This window comes from Bacillus sp. PS196 (genome assembly GCF_037963555.1).
In the GTDB taxonomy this organism is placed as follows: domain Bacteria; phylum Bacillota; class Bacilli; order Bacillales; family Bacillaceae; genus Bacillus; species Bacillus subtilis.
In genome coordinates, this window is record NZ_CP150159.1 from 359,855 (window position 1) to 376,455 (window position 16,601).

Annotated in this window: 18 protein-coding genes and 1 pseudogene; 11 read left to right on the forward strand and 8 right to left on the reverse strand. The window is 44.4% G+C overall.

Features of this window, described 5'->3' with window-relative positions:
* Positions 1 to 4: 4 nt before the first annotated feature.
* Positions 5 to 2,320: an assimilatory nitrate reductase electron transfer subunit NasB gene (gene nasB, locus NST79_RS01960; RefSeq protein WP_003234634.1), complete on the reverse strand. Its 2,316-nt coding sequence runs from the start codon at positions 2,318 to 2,320 to the stop codon at positions 5 to 7.
* Positions 2,321 to 2,499: 179 nt separating this feature from the next.
* On the opposite strand from nasB, the gene NST79_RS01965 reads away from it, so the two are divergent.
* The 6 genes from NST79_RS01965 (at position 2,500) to zinU (ending at position 6,948) form a co-directional block, all read left to right on the forward strand.
* Positions 2,500 to 3,705 carry a nitrate/nitrite transporter gene (locus tag NST79_RS01965; RefSeq protein WP_212060617.1) on the forward strand — a complete coding sequence of 402 codons (1,206 nt, stop codon included), beginning with the start codon at positions 2,500 to 2,502 and terminating at the stop codon, positions 3,703 to 3,705.
* Positions 3,706 to 3,821: 116 nt separating this feature from the next.
* Positions 3,822 to 4,736 carry a GTP cyclohydrolase FolE2 gene (folE2, locus tag NST79_RS01970; protein WP_212060620.1) on the forward strand — a complete coding sequence of 305 codons (915 nt, stop codon included), beginning with the start codon at positions 3,822 to 3,824 and terminating at the stop codon, positions 4,734 to 4,736.
* On the forward strand, positions 4,733 to 5,317 hold the full coding sequence (locus tag NST79_RS01975; RefSeq protein WP_032730538.1) for a L,D-transpeptidase: 585 nt from the start codon (positions 4,733 to 4,735) through the stop codon (positions 5,315 to 5,317). Before folE2 ends, NST79_RS01975 begins: the two co-directional genes overlap by 4 nt.
* An 81-nt stretch (positions 5,318 to 5,398) precedes the next feature.
* Complete coding sequence (locus tag NST79_RS01980) at positions 5,399 to 5,617, forward strand: hypothetical protein (RefSeq protein WP_162175546.1); 219 nt, start codon at positions 5,399 to 5,401, stop codon at positions 5,615 to 5,617.
* Entirely contained in the window at positions 5,548 to 5,727 is a 180-nt protein-coding gene (locus NST79_RS01985) for a hypothetical protein (protein WP_032677541.1), read from the forward strand. The genes NST79_RS01980 and NST79_RS01985 overlap by 70 nt, the downstream gene beginning before the upstream one ends.
* Positions 5,728 to 5,754: 27 nt before the next feature.
* On the forward strand, positions 5,755 to 6,948 hold the full coding sequence (gene zinU / locus NST79_RS01990) for a zinc metallochaperone ZinU (protein ID WP_033883103.1): 1,194 nt from the start codon (positions 5,755 to 5,757) through the stop codon (positions 6,946 to 6,948).
* Between the two features lie 48 nt (positions 6,949 to 6,996).
* Here the strand turns inward: zinU and NST79_RS01995 are convergent, their stop codons facing one another.
* Both NST79_RS01995 and NST79_RS02000 read right to left on the reverse strand, forming a co-directional pair.
* The gene (locus NST79_RS01995) at positions 6,997 to 7,677 is read right to left on the reverse strand and encodes an amino acid ABC transporter permease (RefSeq protein ID WP_003234624.1); all 681 of its coding nucleotides are present in this window, start codon (positions 7,675 to 7,677) and stop codon (positions 6,997 to 6,999) included.
* Between the two features lie 9 nt (positions 7,678 to 7,686).
* Positions 7,687 to 8,550, reverse strand: a complete 864-nt coding sequence (locus NST79_RS02000; RefSeq protein WP_167407835.1) for a transporter substrate-binding domain-containing protein — start codon at positions 8,548 to 8,550, stop codon at positions 7,687 to 7,689.
* A gap of 161 nt (positions 8,551 to 8,711) precedes the next feature.
* Between NST79_RS02000 and NST79_RS02005 the strand changes: the two are divergent.
* The 4 genes and pseudogenes from NST79_RS02005 (at position 8,712) to bglC (ending at position 11,374) form a co-directional block, all read left to right on the forward strand.
* Positions 8,712 to 8,900, forward strand: a pseudogene (locus NST79_RS02005) (hypothetical protein).
* 18 nt (positions 8,901 to 8,918) lie between these two features.
* The gene (locus tag NST79_RS02010) at positions 8,919 to 9,374 is read left to right on the forward strand and encodes an RDD family protein (protein ID WP_029317190.1); all 456 of its coding nucleotides are present in this window, start codon (positions 8,919 to 8,921) and stop codon (positions 9,372 to 9,374) included.
* Positions 9,375 to 9,455: 81 nt separating this feature from the next.
* Positions 9,456 to 9,788: a YckD family protein gene (locus tag NST79_RS02015; protein ID WP_015252849.1), complete on the forward strand. Its 333-nt coding sequence runs from the start codon at positions 9,456 to 9,458 to the stop codon at positions 9,786 to 9,788.
* Positions 9,789 to 9,940: 152 nt separating this feature from the next.
* Positions 9,941 to 11,374 (forward strand): 6-phospho-beta-glucosidase, encoded by a 1,434-nt coding sequence (gene bglC / locus NST79_RS02020; RefSeq protein WP_167407836.1) that lies wholly within the window; start codon positions 9,941 to 9,943, stop codon positions 11,372 to 11,374.
* A gap of 36 nt (positions 11,375 to 11,410) precedes the next feature.
* Here bglC and nin read toward each other — a convergent pair whose 3' ends face one another.
* The 5 genes from nin to hxlA form a co-directional block, all read right to left on the reverse strand.
* The gene (nin, locus tag NST79_RS02025) at positions 11,411 to 11,809 is read right to left on the reverse strand and encodes a DNA-entry nuclease inhibitor (RefSeq protein WP_015252845.1); all 399 of its coding nucleotides are present in this window, start codon (positions 11,807 to 11,809) and stop codon (positions 11,411 to 11,413) included.
* Positions 11,810 to 11,835: 26 nt separating this feature from the next.
* Complete coding sequence (gene nucA / locus NST79_RS02030) at positions 11,836 to 12,285, reverse strand: DNA-entry nuclease (protein WP_033883649.1); 450 nt, start codon at positions 12,283 to 12,285, stop codon at positions 11,836 to 11,838.
* Between the two features lie 167 nt (positions 12,286 to 12,452).
* Positions 12,453 to 14,174, reverse strand: coding sequence for a methyl-accepting chemotaxis protein (tlpC, locus tag NST79_RS02035; protein ID WP_212060622.1), 1,722 nt, complete (start codon positions 14,172 to 14,174; stop codon positions 12,453 to 12,455).
* A 110-nt stretch (positions 14,175 to 14,284) separates the two neighbouring features.
* Positions 14,285 to 14,842, reverse strand: coding sequence for a 6-phospho-3-hexuloisomerase (gene hxlB, locus NST79_RS02040; RefSeq protein WP_069322365.1), 558 nt, complete (start codon positions 14,840 to 14,842; stop codon positions 14,285 to 14,287).
* Positions 14,843 to 14,847: 5 nt separating this feature from the next.
* Entirely contained in the window at positions 14,848 to 15,480 is a 633-nt protein-coding gene (gene hxlA, locus NST79_RS02045) for a 3-hexulose-6-phosphate synthase (RefSeq protein ID WP_003234604.1), read from the reverse strand.
* Between the two features lie 227 nt (positions 15,481 to 15,707).
* On the opposite strand from hxlA, the gene hxlR reads away from it, so the two are divergent.
* Entirely contained in the window at positions 15,708 to 16,070 is a 363-nt protein-coding gene (hxlR, locus tag NST79_RS02050) for a transcriptional activator HxlR (protein ID WP_003246265.1), read from the forward strand.
* Positions 16,071 to 16,601: the final 531 nt, after the last annotated feature.

Here is a 16,601-nt window from a genome sequence, read left to right on the forward strand (position 1 = left end):
TGCCTCATCCTTTCTTATATGCACCCGTCTCTACAGTCGGGTTTTGAATCAGTGACAGATCTGTTTGGAGGCTTTCCAGCAGCTGTGCCCTTAGGTCTTCTTCGAATAGCACTTCTCTGATATGAACGATCCCGAGACGGTCTATCCACTGATGAACACCTTCTAAGTAATGAGCCGTTTCCCGATAATACTGGATCAGTCCTTTGATCATGCCGGCAGTGCTGTCTTCGTTCTCAGTCACGCAAAACAAAGCTCCTGAACGGGCATGAGTTCCCCGGACGCCGCCGATGTGAATGTCCCAGCCAGCTTGTCTCCGAATTGCGCCGACATCTTGCAGGGCGGCATCGGTGCAGTCTGTTTCACATGATAAGCTGATAGAAATGGGAGCGGGTAAGGGAAGCATCTCAAGTTGTCTTTCGATTTGGGCTGCCAGCTGCTGAATTGATCGATTTTGCCCGCATGTACATGCTTTGATGCTTTGCAGCGCGTGTCGGTGTTCATTAGTGTAAACGGGCATCTTCAGGTCTTTTTTTATGTTCGGGAGATCCGCAGGCTTGATCCCGGAAAGCTTCAGCCTTTGGCCGTGAGTGATGGATACGTCGGGAATGCTGTATGCCTCAATGATGTTGGCGATGGTTCTTAGCTGCTCCGCGTTTGTCCGCCCGCCGTACATTTGCGGGATCAGGATGCATGTCTCTTCAGTGGCTGGCTCAGGCTGGACAAACCCAGGGTACAGCATTTCCAGATAGTATTGAATCGCAGGAACACAAGTACTGCATCCGTTTTTTGTTTTCCAGTCAAGCTGGTTCATCACTTCTGCCGGATTAGTGAATGGCCTGCGCTGAAGCTCAGCGATGATGTCGTCTTCTGTAAAATCAGTACAGCTGCAAAACGAAGGTGTGCCGGCGGGCTTCGTATATTCGCTGTTGGTCATGTGCCTCAAAAGGTCTTCAACGAGCGGTTTGCATCCTCCGCAGGACCCAGTGGCTTTGGTGCAGTGCTTGACTTCCTCAACAGTTGTTAAGCTATTCGTGTGCACCGCGTCTTCAATCGCGCCTTTCGTCACTGTGTTGCATTGGCAAATCGTTTCACTGGAAGGCATGGATTCAAATAAAGGGCCGCTTGTCTCCGGTTCGATGATCTGCTTTTTGACAATGGAGATGTCTCGTTGTTTAAGGAGGCTGTCGAGAAGCCGCTGCTTGTCACGGGTGTCTCCGAATAAAATAACGCCGGCCAGTTTTTCATCTACAAAAAGCGCTTTTTTATAAACTCTTGCTTGTTCGTCGTAGATTTTGATGCTCGTCGTGCGTTCATCCTCTTGGATCTTTCCTGCTGACCACACATCGATTCCAGCTATTTTTAACGCCGCTGATGGTGCTGAGCCTTGATATTCCTCACATGGAACGCCGCAAATATGACTGGCGAGAGCTTTTCCCTGCTCATAAAGCGGAGCCACCAATCCGTACACCGTTCCGTTATGCTCAGCGCATTCACCAACGGCGTAGATATTCGGTTCGCTTGTCTGCATGAAGTCATTCACGATGATCCCGCGGTTCACTTTGATTCCAGCGGATACAGCCAATTCAATATTCGGTTTGACGCCGGCCGCCATCACAATCAAGTCTGCTTTTAATGAAGAGCCATCTTTAAAATGGATTCGGTCTGCCTTCGTGGCGCCGGAAATGGAGACGGTGTCTTTCTCCAAAAGAAAGGTTAGGCCTTTTTGTTCCAGCTCTGTTTGCAGCAGCCGCGCCGCTGTTTGATCGAGCTGTTTTTGCATAATGCCGGCGGAGTGGTGAATGACGCTGACATTCATACCGAGATGCTGTAAACCGACTGCAGCTTCCAGTCCTAATAAGCCGGCTCCGATTACCGCAGCCTTTTGAAAGTGCTGGGCCATCTTCATCAGTGCTTGGCAGTCTTCTATTGTCCGAAATCCATAGACACCTTTTTTGTCTGCCCCGGGGATAGGGAGAATATGAGGGGAGGAACCTGTTGCCACTATTAATTTGTCATACGACAGAGTGCGTTTCCGATCTGTGATGACCTGCTGCTGATCTGTATCAATCTGAATAACCGTTTCGCCTGTGTAAAGCGTGATCCCGTGCTTGTCGTACCAATCCTTGCTGTTCAGTGTAATATCATCGAGTGACGCTTCACCCTGCAATACAGAGGATAAGAGAATGCGATTGTAATTGGGATGCGGCTCGCTTCCGAAAATGACAATCTCAAACATGTGGCGATTCAGCTTTAATACTTCTTCAATACAGCGGATTCCGGCCATGCCGTTTCCCGCTAACACCAATCTTTGTTTCTTCATGTATCAGACCTCCTTTGGCGAAGCTCGTAAGTTTTCTCCTATTAAAAATTATGTCACAATGCATTGTTAACGCATTAAACGTGTCACAAAAACTTACACATGTCTTTTCCAGAAAATAATGGTCCTATATCCTTGATTCAGAAAATGTAAAATAATGAGGGTCTAGAAAGGGGAATCTTATGAAGCTGTCGGAACTGAAAACTAGCGGTCATCCACTCACTTTGCTCTGTTCCTTTTTATACTTTGATGTCAGTTTTATGATATGGGTTATGCTTGGGGCGCTGGGTGTTTATATTTCTCAGGATTTTGGCCTGTCTCCTTTTGAGAAAGGGCTTGTCGTAGCTGTGCCGATTTTATCTGGATCTGTGTTTCGTATCATTCTTGGTATTTTAACGGACAGAATCGGACCGAAAAAAACGGCAGTGATCGGGATGCTGATGACGATGATTCCGCTGCTTTGGGGGACATTCGGCGGCCGTTCCCTGACTGAGCTGTATGCCATCGGGATTCTGCTTGGCGTGGCGGGGGCAAGCTTTGCTGTAGCGCTGCCTATGGCCAGCCGCTGGTATCCGCCTCATTTGCAGGGACTTGCGATGGGGATTGCCGGAGCGGGGAACAGCGGCACGTTGTTTGCAACCCTGTTTGGCCCTCGTCTGGCAGAGCAGTTCGGCTGGCACATTGTCATGGGAATTGCGCTAATTCCATTATTGATCGTCTTTATTCTTTTTGTATCCATGGCAAAGGATTCTCCTGCACAGCCGGCTCCGCAGCCGCTCAAAAGCTATCTGCATGTGTTCGGGCAAAAGGAAACATGGTTTTTCTGCCTGCTGTACAGCGTCACATTTGGCGGATTTGTCGGGCTCTCAAGCTTTTTATCTATTTTCTTTGTTGATCAATACCAGCTGTCAAAAATTCACGCGGGCGACTTCGTTACATTATGTGTGGCGGCGGGGAGCTTTTTCCGGCCTGTCGGGGGCTTGATTTCGGATCGTGTCGGCGGCACGAAAGTTCTTTCTGTATTGTTTGTCATCGTGGCACTGTGTATGGCCGGAGTCAGCAGCCTGCCATCTCTTTCAATAGTCATTGTTCTATTGTTTGTCGGAATGATGGGGCTCGGAATGGGAAACGGCGCAGTATTCCAGCTCGTGCCGCAGCGTTTCCGCAAAGAAATCGGCATGGTGACGGGAATCGTCGGTGCGGCCGGAGGAATCGGAGGGTTTTTCCTGCCGAACATCTTAGGATCTCTCAAACAGATGACAGGCACATATGCTATCGGTTTTATCACGTTTTCCTGTATCGCGCTGCTGGCGTTTGCACTTGTGCTTGCCGCAGGCTATTACTGGCGGAAAAGCTGGAGCGCGGAAAGCAGCCCGGCGGATGTTTAGGATTTTGACGGACACGCGTTTGTGCGTGTCTTTTTTATTTTCTCTTGATTTTCAACAGTGAAAAGATCAAAATAAATAGTAATTATTACGATTTGTTAGCGAGAGGAGTTTTCTGAATGAATCAACATACGCTGCTCCCGAAAAAAACGGAGCGTCTTCAATACTTTGGATCGGTCAGTCCGATCAAAGGCGAGAAACCAGTGGAAAAAGAGAAAATGAAGGACCTGCAAAATATCAGGAAGGATTATTTTTTTGACTTTCAGCATGTAGGTGTCGCTAATGTGTCCCATCCAGTCACAATCACTTCTGCCATGATGCCTGCCGAGCAAACAACGGCTGCGAACTTTACAATGACTTGTAATTTGCCGAGAAATCAGAAAGGGATTAACATGAGCCGGTTAACAGAGCTGCTGCAAGTCTATCATCAAAATGGTTGGATTCTCTCATTTTCCTCTCTTCAGCAATTTACGAAAGAGCTTGCAGAAAACATGGACACATCATCTGCCACAGTTGAAGTGAGGTTTCCGTGGTTTTTCGAACGGAAAAGCCCGAAGCTTGAGAAAGCGGGTTTGATGCATGCTGATATATTCATGTCTGTCACCTATCGCAAAGATCAGCCGTTTAAACAGCGTGCCGGCATCTCAGCAAAAGTAACGACTCTGTGCCCTTGCTCCAAGGAAATCAGCGAATACAGTGCCCATAATCAGAGGGGAACGGTCAGCATTTGGGCGGATATTCACCCGGCCGCATCGCTGCCAAGTGATGTTAAAGCTGATTTGCTTCACGCCGCAGAATCAAATGCTTCTGCGAGACTGCATCCGGTATTGAAGCGGCCTGATGAAAAAGCCGTGACAGAAACGGCCTATGAAAACCCGAGATTTGTTGAGGATCTCGTCCGGCTGATTGCTGCTGATTTGTTTGAGCTTGAATGGGTGTCGGCCTTTGAGATTGAATGCCGCAATGAAGAATCGATCCATCTCCACGATGCCTGCGCGAAGCTGCGTTTTTCGAAACAGGTGGATAGAATATGAAACGCTCATTATTCATTATTGCAGTTCTTGTGCCGGCCAGCCTGCTGTCAGCGTGTTCTTATCATACGGAAGAACACGCAAGTTTAAATACGAAGAAAACGGACGAGCACATGACGGCCGCCCGAAAACCAGAAAAAACAAGCATTGATTGGACAAAGCCTTCGGGCGGAGAATACCCGGATATTAAACAGAAGCATGTCTGGATTGATGTGAATGTGAAGGAGCAGAAGGCTTACATCAAGGAAGGAAGCAACACCATCTATACAATGATGATTTCTTCTGGTCTTGATCAAACAAAAGATGATGCTACGCCAAAGGGCACCTTTTATGTAGAGCCTGAACGGGGAGAATGGTTTTTCTCCGAAGGATACCAGGAAGGCGCAGAATACTGGGTATCATGGAAAAATCACGGTGAATTTTTATTTCATAGTGTGCCAATGACTAAGGATCAAAAAGTCATCAAAACGGAAGCAGAAAAACTAGGAACGAAAGCATCTCACGGATGTATCAGGCTGACCATTCCAGATGCGAAATGGGTATATGAAAATATCCCTGAACATACAAAAGTGGTGATCAGCTGAATTGAAAACCGTTGACAAAAAGGAAAAAAGACCATACAATTTAAATCGTAACAATTACGTTTTATGATAAAGGGCTTATCATTGTCTGTATCTGTGAAAAGCGTAAAGGCTAAGGATCTTGCTGTCATTGATCCCCATGAAGCGTCTCTTGAAAACTGGAGACGATACACAAGCCGCATTCTGATGAGATATTTGCGCTCTCCATCGGTTCAGCAACGCAAGTGGAGCAATTGCTTTATGCAAGCTGCGGTTTTCCGAATGTCGGCAAGGGCAGGGATTTGCGATGGGGAAAAGGATTAAACGCGGTTGGAGTCTTTACTGATTTAGAAATCGGGCGGCAGCGAGAAATGAGCGCGAAAAGCTGCTCTACACCATTGTACATACGGCGAAGTATTCAATTTAAATCGTAATCATTCTATTTTAATGGAGGCACTATTATGAAAAAAATTCCGGTTACCGTACTGAGCGGTTATCTCGGTGCGGGAAAAACAACATTGCTGAACAGCATTTTGCAAAATCGCGAAGGCTTGAAAATAGCGGTTATCGTAAACGATATGAGCGAGGTGAACATTGACGCGGGCTTGGTTAAGCAGGAAGGTGGCCTTTCCAGAACAGATGAAAAGCTTGTGGAAATGTCAAACGGCTGCATTTGCTGCACGCTTCGCGAAGACTTATTAATTGAAGTTGAGAAGCTGGCAAAAGACGGACGGTTTGATTATATCGTCATCGAATCGACAGGAATCAGCGAACCGATCCCGGTGGCCCAGACTTTCTCTTATATCGATGAAGAGATGGGAATCGATCTTACAAAATTCTGTCAGCTGGATACGATGGTGACGGTGGTTGATGCCAACCGTTTTTGGCATGATTATCAGTCAGGCGAAAGCCTTCTGGACCGCAAAGAAGCATTGGGGGAAGAGGATGAAAGAGAAATCGCCGACCTCTTGATCGATCAAATTGAGTTTTGCGATGTACTGATCTTAAATAAATGTGATTTGGTCAGCGAGCAAGAGCTCGAACAGCTTGAAAACGTTCTTCGTAAACTGCAGCCAAGAGCCAGGTTCATTCGTTCCGTCAAAGGAAATGTAAAACCGCAGGAGATTTTGCATACAGGGTTATTTAACTTCGAGGAAGCGAGCGGATCGGCCGGCTGGATTCAAGAGCTGACGGCAGGCCATGCGGAACACACCCCGGAAACAGAAGAATACGGTATCTCTTCATTTGTATATAAGAGACGTTTGCCGTTTCATTCTACACGATTTTACCGTTGGTTGGATCAAATGCCAAAGAACGTGGTACGTGCCAAAGGAATCGTCTGGTGCGCATCTCATAACAACCTCGCTTTGCTGATGTCGCAAGCAGGTCCGTCGGTTACGATTGAGCCTGTATCTTATTGGGTGGCGGCGTTGCCGAAGCTTGAGCAGGAGCAAGTCAAACAGCAGGAGCCGGAAATCCTGGAGGAGTGGGACCCGGAGTTCGGCGACCGCCTAACGCAGCTAGTTTTTATCGGAACTGACCTGGATGAAGAAACGATCACGAAAGAGCTTGATCAATGCCTGCTGACTGAGTATGAATTTGATTCCGACTGGTCGCTGTTTGAGGACCCGTTTAAATGGAAGCTGAATCAATAGAAAAAAAGCCGTCCCATGGGGAACGGCTTTTTTTAATGAAACGTTTGTTTAAACATAATGAGCGTATTTTTTCTCAAGGATATTCTGAAAGACCGCGGCAATGGAGCAGATGGCCCAATAAATGAGAGCGGTCAGAATATACATGGTCATATAATCAAACTCTCTGCCCCCGATGATTTTCGCATGCTGGAGCAATTCCGGCACTGTAATCATCGCAGCGAGAGAGGACGCCTTGATTAAGTCGAGCAATACATTGGCAAGCGGAGGCAGCGCAATACGTATCGATTGCGGCAAAATGATGCCCCTCATCGTCTGCCAATAGGAAAGACCCAGCGAGGATGCGGCTTCCCACTGTCCTTTTTCGACGGATGAAATGGCTGAACGGTTAATTTCCGCAATGTAGGCGGCGCTGTTTAGGCTAAAGCCGATTAAAGCAGCCGTGACAGCGGAAAATTCAATGCCGATATAAGGAAACCCGAAATAAAGGATAAACAAAATCACCAAAATCGGAACGCCCCGCATAAATGAGATATAGAGCTTCGCCGGCCATCTTAACAAAGCAAGCTTAGACATTCTGGCGAGTGATATGAACAGGCCGATCACAGTTCCCGCAAACATGCTTACAAAAGAGATGAGCAGTGTATACCCAATGCCTTTTATGACATAAGGGAACGATTCAATGGCCAGCTTCGTGTTGAAAATATATTCCCACTGAATGCTATTGATCATGGCGTCCGATTACAAATCAACGTCCTGAACGTCGGCATCAATTTTTTTTGATACATCTGCTTTATTGAAGAATTGTTTCGACAGTTTAGTCAAAGAGCCATCCTTGCTCATCTCTTTCAATGCTTCGTTCATCTTTTTCTGAAGTGCCGCATTGCTTTTTTTCATGACAAGGGCCTGTTTGTTCGGCATGTACTTGATGTCAGGATGAATTGTAATGTTGAGATCCGGGAATGCCGCGAGCGCAAGTGTCTGCAGGTAATAGTCGTTTAAAATGACGTCAGTGCGTCCGTTGGCAACATCTTTTAAATATTGCTCATTCGTCGCATTATCATAAATCACTTCTTTGGTGCCGTATTTTCTCGCGACATCCATGTAGACGGTCGTAGCCGCGCCAGCCGCTTTCTTCCCTTTTAAATCCTTAAGCGTTTTAATCCCTGATAAATCGTCTTTTCGGACAATTGCCGTACCGTATGAATATTTATATGGAGTAGAAAATGCGAACTTCTTCTCGCGGTCCTTCGTCACATCGATGTCATTCGCGGCTGCGTCAACCTGTCCGCTGTTCACCGCTGTCAGCATCCCGTCAATGCCCATCTCCTTGAACTCAACCTTCAGTCCCAGGCGTTTTGCCGCTTCACGAACGACTTCAACCTCGTAGCCCGTCAGCTTATCGGAGCCAGAGTCGGTATCATGATAAGAAGTGGGATAAAGCGTACCTGATGTAGCGACTACGATTTTCCCTTTGTCCTTGATTTGCTCCCAGCCTGTATCCTTGGAATCGGCTTCATTTTTGCCGGAACAGGCTGCCAATATAAGAAAGAAAGCCATTGTGAAACTGAATATAACGGCTTTGGATTGCTTGAATGATTTCACCTATATTTCCCCCAATCTGTTAATCAACTAAAAAGATAGCATTGAACATAAGGGGTTGCAATATGTTGATCGCGTTTTCAAAAAGTTCGAATTGTGTATACAAAAGGCATGGGTGGGTGTTTAAAAGCGTCTATGAAGGGAAGAGGTGATGAAAAAAGGAATTGTCCAAGGATGAATGCCAGACGTGCATGGATAGGAGTTTGTGAAGTGAAGGTGCAGCAGATCCGTCATTCATCTATGCCAATACCGTAAGAAATGGTCAAGAAGCATGAAACCGATTAAATTTAAGTCTTGCTGATGCCCCTAAGGCATATGATATATTCGATGAGAAAGAAAATGGAAACATTTAAACCATAATGGGGAGTCAAATGAATATTTACAAACCAGCCGGATTTTGGATCAGACTTGGAGCTGCATTGTTAGACTACATTATAGTCTCCGTGCCGCTTTTGCTGATCTATTGGCTGATTACAGGAAAAGACCCAAACGACAGCATGTTCATCAGTTTGGTTGTTCTGCTGTATTCTATTTTGCTGCCGGTGTTTTGGCGCGGTTATCTTATCGGAAAAAGGATCTGCGGAATCAGAATCGTAAAAAAAGACGGATCACAGGTTAGTCTGTTAACAATGTTTTTACAGGTTATTGTAGCCGGCCTGGTTTACTGTATAACCTTCGGACTCGGCTTGATCGCCAGCCTGATTCTGATTGCCGTACGAGAAGACAAACGGACCCTGCATGATTTAATCGCGGGAACATATGTCACTTATGCGACACTAGGTGAAGAGGAACTTAATGCTGACGAAGAGATTAGAAAGAGCGAATAATGGTTCGCTCTTTTTATTTTTATGCATAAAAAATACAAGGCAGCAAAACATATGAAAAATAGGATTGGAGGAATAAACTGGATGAAACGAATAACCATCAACATCATCACAATGTTCATTGCAGCGGCTGTCATTTCTCTGACCGGTACAGCTGAGGCCGCTGAAAAACAGCAGCAGCCTCCCGCAAATGTTACACTGACAGATCAGCAAAAGAAAGAGATTGAACAACTGGAAGCAGAGATTCTTAAAAAGCGCAAAGACGTGATCTCAAAGTATGTACAATACGGTATCCTGCCTAAAGAAAGAGGAGAACACATCAAAAATCACTTGGACAAACACTTTGAAATGATGAAACAAAACGGCTTTGTTCCAAAGCACCATCCTCATCCGCATAAATTTGAAAAAAGACATTAAAATGGTAAGCATCCAATTGGAATTGGGTGCTTTTGCGTTATTTACAGGTAGGCAATATTAGCTGAGCTGTTCCGCGACTAACATCGAGTTGCTATGAAACGCGTTTCATAGCCTATGATAGGTTTATCAATAATTCAGGAGTGATAAACACTATGATCCACCAGCATCCAGAATCTTTTCCGAAACATTTTTTGTGGGGCTCTGCTTCTGCCGCGTACCAGATTGAAGGCGCTTGGAATGAAGATGGCAAAGGCCCTTCTGTTTGGGATGTGTTTACGAAAATACCGGGCAAAACGTTTAAAGGAACCAATGGCGAGATTGCGGTTGACCATTATCACCGATTTAAAGAAGATGTCGCTCTGATGGCTGAGATGGGGTTAAAAGCATATCGATTCTCCGTCAGCTGGCCACGGGTTTTTCCAAAAGGAAAAGGAGAGATCAATGAAGCAGGTCTAGCGTTTTACGATAGACTGATTGATGAATTGCTTTCTCATCACATCGAGCCGGTTCTGACTTTATATCACTGGGATTTGCCTCAAGCGCTTATGGACGAATACGGCGGGTTTGAATCCAGAAACATCATAGAGGATTTTAATCACTACTGTATTACTCTTTATAAACGTTTTGGAGACAGGGTGAAATATTGGGTTACGTTAAACGAACAGAACTACAATTTTAATCACGGATTTATTACAGCCATGCATCCGCCTGGAGTGAAAGACAGAAAACGATTTTACGAAGCAAACCATATTGCGTTTCTGGCTAATGCAAAAGCCATCGAATCATTTAGAGAATATGTGCCTGAAGGCAAAATAGGTCCTAGCTTTGCTTATTCTCCGGCTTACCCTTTATCAAGCCATCCAGAGGATATACTGGCATTTGAAAACGCCGAAGAATTTACGAACAATTGGTGGCTTGACATGTATTGCTGGGGAACCTACCCGCAAATTCCATTCCGCTACTTGGAAAAACAGGGATGGACGCCGACAATTGAAGCAGGAGATATGGACCTGCTCGCCAAAGGGAAGCCTGATTTTGTAGGTGTCAATTATTATCAGACGATCACCTATGAACGAAATCCGCTTGATGGTGTGTCAGAAGGGAAAATGAATACGACAGGGCAAAAGGGAACCAATCAGGAGACGGGGATACCCGGAGTGTTCAAAACGAAAAAAAATCCGCATCTGACAACGAGCAACTGGGATTGGACAATTGACCCAATTGGGCTGCGTATCGGTCTTCGCCGAATTACAAGCCGCTATCAGCTTCCAGTGTTTATAACAGAGAACGGTTTGGGTGAATTTGATAAAGTTGAGGACGGCACTGTACAGGATGATTATCGAATTGATTATTTGCGTTCGCATCTTGAGCAATGCAGACAAGCCATCAGTGACGGTGTCGATTTAATCGGCTATTGCAGCTGGTCGTTTACTGATCTGTTAAGCTGGCTGAACGGCTACCAAAAAAGATACGGATTTGTATATGTCAATCGTGATGAAGAAAGCACATCCGATTTAAAACGCTTGAAGAAAAAAAGCTTTTATTGGTATCAAGATGTCATCAAGACGAACGGAGAAAGTTTATAAAGAGTCCCTGAGAGTTATTCTCTCAGGGGTTTTTCATTACACAGAAACAGCATCAATAATATAAGTGTCGGCGTGCAAATCTGACATTTCAGCCGGCACAGTCCAGCATGTCAATTGATAGTCTCCTTTAGGCAGATCAAAGGACAGTCTTTTAGACATGATGCTTTCAATATGAATTCCGTTTTCTGTGACATGAAAAGGAACAGTCACTTTTGTTTCGTAGGAGTTTACTGTTTCTGAACTGTTCAGGCGCAAAAGAATAAAGGCCTTTGTATTTCGCTGTGCCTCAAAGGAAATGGCTCCGTCTGCCGCAGCATATCCTTTTTCAATCGCTTCGTCAGTCCAATCCATTACAGGAGGTGTAGAATCCTTTTGAAATACAGTAAATTGATGATATGAAATCGAAAGTTCTTGCGGCTTCCATGATTTGATCAATGTGCTGTTCCTCCTCTATGTACTGTTTACTGAATTGTGAATAAAACCTTTGTGCCGTCTGGGTAATCGGTAAGCTGATGCCCGACCCAAGAGCCTGCTCCGCGGTTGTCAGCGGGAGAAATGTATTCTACAGAAGCTCCCTCACCGCCTTCTTTGCACATGGCCATTGGCCATTCATCTCTGTCATACCCCTTTTTGGAAGGTACGTCCTTTAATGATTGCTCGCGGCGTTCCTCAGCTCCGTCTCTGTCGATAGTGCACACCTCTGAGTGCCCCTCATTTATCGCATCCTTAATATGCTTGGCCGTTTCGGGATAACGGTCAGAAGGGAAGGCGATTGTTTCATCATATTCTTTCGTTTGAGACGTTTTTTGATCAGCTGAGAAAAAGTCTCCTTTTATCAGGCCGATAGCTGCAGCTGCTATGATGACGATGACGAGAAGTATTGTTTTTATGATGTCCGTCGTGATGTTCACCTCCCGCTTTTAAAACTGACACAAGAGTAATCCAGAAAGCATTTGGTGTAAAGGTTTAAATTTTATGTTTTACGCTCAGTTTATTGCAGAAATTGTAATTTTAGCAGATCGAAATATTTGTTTTCAGCAAAATACGATTGCCAATTTACAATAATGATAGTAAGTCATCAGCCGTTTGCGGCTTGATTAATCATTTTAAATTGGCTTATGATACCGGTAAGCTCCTCAGCTAATTGAGAAAGTGTTTCAGAAGCTGCGGTAATCTCCTCCATTGCAGCAAATTGCTCCTCTGTTAATGCAGCCGCTTGCCGGGTATTTTTAGTAGATTCTTTAATGTCGGCCGTATTGGCTGCAAAGGAATCATTTATATGATGTGCACTGGCTGAAATGTTTGTTACAGATGCTGATAAATCACTAATCTCGGCGCTGATTTCACCTGTTGCAGCTGCAATTTCCTTAAATGCATCTCTGGTGCGCTGGATCATGGTGACTCCTTCTGCAGCTTCTGTTTTCACATGCTCAACAGATCTTGCAGACCGGTTCATATCCTTTTGTATTTCTATGATCAGTTTTGAAATCTGCCCTGCAGACTGTTGAGACTCTTCCGCTAATTTCCGTACTTCATCAGCAACAACAGCAAAGCCTTTTCCTTGTTCACCGGCTCTGGCAGCTTCAATCGCTGCATTCAGCGCAAGCAGGTTTGTCTGATCAGCAATTTGGGTGATGACCGATAAAATTTGCTCAATTTGTTTAGAGCGGCCGTCTAACTGGTGTATGATTTCTCCGCTTTTCTGAATTGACTGGTGAATCGCATCCATTTGCGCCTGTACATTTGCAATTTCCTTTTGTCCAATGTCTGCTTTTGATTGAGCGAGCTGCCCTTTGTCAGCGATAGCGGCAGTATTTGCAGAAATATCCCGGATGTCTGCTGAAGCTTGTTTTAATGAGCTTTCACTATTTTCAATTCGGGTGATCTGATCTTGGGCTCCATTTGCAATCTGCTGTACAGCTTCTGTGATTTTTTCTGAAGCTTGATTTGTTTCCTCTGCTCCGGCTGAGAGCTGCTGAGAGGCTGACGCAAGCTGAAGGGCTGATTGTTGTACGGTTTGTATGGTATCGTTCAGCTTCATTCTCATCTTATTATAATAGACGCTTAGTTCTGAAAGCTCGTCACCGGTTTTGTCTGACACCTCTATTGTCATATCTCCGTTTCCGGCACTTTCAAAGGCGCTTTTTAAAGCGTTCAGCCGCTTGTTGATTTTTCTGGTGAAAACCAAGACAAGGATGACAGATACCATAATGACGATAACAAGAACGATAGCGAATTGAGTGAAAAGTGATTGTGTAAGTGATGCTAAAATACTTTGATTAGCCCCGGTATACAGCATGCCGATGATGTTCCCATTTTGATCTTTTAACGGCATGTATGCAGTCTGATAAGAAGAACCTGCTACATCTGCTTGTCCGTAAAAACGCTTTCCTTTCTTTAAAACAGCGGCAATAACTTCAGAAGAAGCCTGGGTGCCGACGGCTCTTTCGCCATTCTTCATGACATTGGTTGCAACACGAGTATCGCCTTGGAAAATGGTAATGGTATCACCTGTCTTTTCACCAAGCAGATCAACAATATCTTCATTTCCATTGATTTGTGTTTGCCCTTTATAGAGCTTATTGTTTTTCACCTGCCAGTCGCCTGACATGACATCATCAATATAAGTGCTGCTTAAAGCGAGATCACCTTTCGCTTTTTCAGTTGCCATTTGTTTCATGCTTTCTGTAATTTCCTTAAGCATCACAGTGCCAACTGATGCCGAAAACAAAAGAATCACCACGAAAACGAGGCAAAGAATTTTAGTTCCTAGCTTCATCTCAAGTCGTTTTATCAACATAATTCCTCCCTTTATGATTTGCAGGTCATATTACTTATCGGGTTTTTGGGTTTAAAGTTTTATTTTAGAAAAAATAAAACCGGCCTGATCTTCAGGCCGGTTGTGTGATGCTATTCAAGGTTTGCGTGGTGAGTGAACATAGTTTCAGAATCGAGTCCTTTTTTCTCCATGAGTTTTAAAATCACTGCATCATAGAATAGCAGCAAAATTTGTTCAAATAATGATCCCATTGGCTGAATGGTTTTATAGCTTCCGTTTGACTGGTCTTTAGGAGAACCAGGCATTCTGATGATGAGGTCCGCTTGTTTTCCGATGCTTGATTCCGGATTGATGGTTAAAGCGGCAACAATTCCGTGTAAGCTTTTTGCTTTTGCTGCGGTATGAATCAAGCTTTTTGTCTCGCCTGATCCTGAGCCGATAATAACTAGATCTCCTTTGGCGAGCGGCGGAGTGAGAATCTCACCTACAATATGGGCGTTGAAGCCCATGTGCATCAGTCTCATCGCGAAGGATTTTGCCATCAGGCCAGACCGCCCCGCACCCGCGGTGAAAATTTGGTGGGATGAAAGAATGTGATCGGCAAGCTGGTCAGCTTCTTCATTAGAAATATAAGCTACTGAATTGTGTAACTCATTGAGAATTTCCGCTACGTATTCAGTCGTTTTCATAGGAGTTATCCTTGGACAATCAGCTGCTTCATTTTTGAAGCTGTTTCCGCCTTATCAGCTGCGCTTGTAATTCCGCCCCCAACAATGACAAGGTCAGGGTTTTGCTTGATCACTTCTGGCAGTGTATCAAGTTTGATGCCGCCCGCGATTGCGGTTTTTGCGTTTTTTACGGTATTTTTGATTGTCGTTAATTCTTCGAAAGAGTTTTTGCCCTCTGCTTGAAGATCATAGCCAGTGTGGACGCAGATGTAGTCAACGCCTAGTGCGTCAATTTCTTTCGCACGGGATTCGATATCTTTCACGTTAATCATGTCCACTAAGATTTTCTTCTTTTGTTTTTTGGCTTCTTCTACTGCGCCTTTAATCGTTGCATCGTCTGTAGCCCCTAAAACGGTGATGATGTCAGCGCCTGCTTCCGACGCTTTCATAATTTCGTAGCCTCCGGCATCCATGATTTTCAGGTCTGCAAGAACCTTCAATTGAGGAAATGCTTCTTTTATTTCTTTAACGGCTCTTAGGCCTTCATTGATGACGACCGGTGTTCCGATTTCAACTACGTCGATGTATTGTTCTACCTCTTTGACGAGCTCAATGGCTTCCGGGATGTTGACGAGGTCTAATGCAAGCTGTAATTCCATTGTTGATTCACTCCCTTTTTCGAATTATTTTTCATTCTATAGGTTCTCTTATTTGATGAGAAGTAGGCACTTTGAAGTCAACAAGTTACTTGGAGGATACTGTGAGGAGAGACAATCAGATTTCTTTCGCTTGATTTTATGAGTGAGTATAATGAAAAAAGAGTCTGCAAAAAAGTAAGTGATGATACGTATCTAACATACAAAAAGATTACTAAGGGGGGATTCTATTGAGCCGGATGGACGACAAAAGGTTTAATTGTGAGAAGGAATTAACGCTTGCAGTGATTGGCGGTAAATGGAAAATGCTCATTTTATGGCATTTAGGAAAAGAAGGCACAAAACGGTTCAATGAATTAAAAACATTGATTCCTGATATTACGCAGAAGATCCTCGTGAATCAGCTGAGAGAGCTTGAGCAGGATATGATTGTTCACAGGGAAGTGTATCCGGTTGTCCCGCCGAAGGTTGAATATTCTCTGACCCCGCACGGAGAAAGCCTCATGCCTATTCTTGAAGCCATGTATGAGTGGGGGAAAGGCTATATGGAATTGATTGATATCGACAAAAATGTCATGAAAGAATCGTTGTAAGACGCTCTTCGCAAGGGTGTCTTTTTTTGCCTGTTTTTCGGTTTTTGCGCGGTACACATAGTCATGTAAAGATTGTAAATTGCATTCAGCAATAAAAAAAGATTGAACGCAGCAGTTTGGTTTAAAAATTTTTATTTTTCTGTAAATAATGTTTAGTGGAAATGATTGCGGCATCCCGCAAAAATATCCCTGTAAATAAACTGGAATCTTTCGGCATCCCGCATGAAACTTTTCACCCATTTTTCGGTGATAAAAACATTTTTTTCATTTAAAGTGAACGGTAGCAAGATAAAAAATATTGAAAACAATGAATAAATAGCCAAAATTGTTTCCTATTAGGGTGAGAGTCTTGCGGTCTTTATCCGCTTGTGTTAAACCCCGCAATGCTGACTGATGGCAGCCTGTTTTAATAGCGGCAGATTGGAAGCACTGCTTTTTAAGTGTAGTACTTTGGGCTATTTCGGTTGTTAGTTCATAAGAATTAAAAGCTGGTATGGATAAAAAAGAGAAAACGCTCTGCACAAGTTCACT

Coding starts and splice junctions, on each gene's coding strand:
- nasB (WP_003234634.1), bottom strand. CDS start 2,320: ATGAAGAAACAAAGATTGGTGTTAGCGGGAAACGGCATGGCCGGAATC.
- NST79_RS01965 (WP_212060617.1), top strand. CDS start 2,500: ATGAAGCTGTCGGAACTGAAAACTAGCGGTCATCCACTCACTTTGCTC.
- folE2 (WP_212060620.1), top strand. CDS start 3,822: ATGAATCAACATACGCTGCTCCCGAAAAAAACGGAGCGTCTTCAATAC.
- NST79_RS01975 (WP_032730538.1), top strand. CDS start 4,733: ATGAAACGCTCATTATTCATTATTGCAGTTCTTGTGCCGGCCAGCCTG.
- zinU (WP_033883103.1), top strand. CDS start 5,755: ATGAAAAAAATTCCGGTTACCGTACTGAGCGGTTATCTCGGTGCGGGA.
- NST79_RS01995 (WP_003234624.1), bottom strand. CDS start 7,677: ATGATCAATAGCATTCAGTGGGAATATATTTTCAACACGAAGCTGGCC.
- NST79_RS02010 (WP_029317190.1), top strand. CDS start 8,919: ATGAATATTTACAAACCAGCCGGATTTTGGATCAGACTTGGAGCTGCA.
- NST79_RS02015 (WP_015252849.1), top strand. CDS start 9,456: ATGAAACGAATAACCATCAACATCATCACAATGTTCATTGCAGCGGCT.
- bglC (WP_167407836.1), top strand. CDS start 9,941: ATGATCCACCAGCATCCAGAATCTTTTCCGAAACATTTTTTGTGGGGC.
- tlpC (WP_212060622.1), bottom strand. CDS start 14,174: ATGTTGATAAAACGACTTGAGATGAAGCTAGGAACTAAAATTCTTTGC.
- hxlB (WP_069322365.1), bottom strand. CDS start 14,842: ATGAAAACGACTGAATACGTAGCGGAAATTCTCAATGAGTTACACAAT.
- hxlA (WP_003234604.1), bottom strand. CDS start 15,480: ATGGAATTACAGCTTGCATTAGACCTCGTCAACATCCCGGAAGCCATT.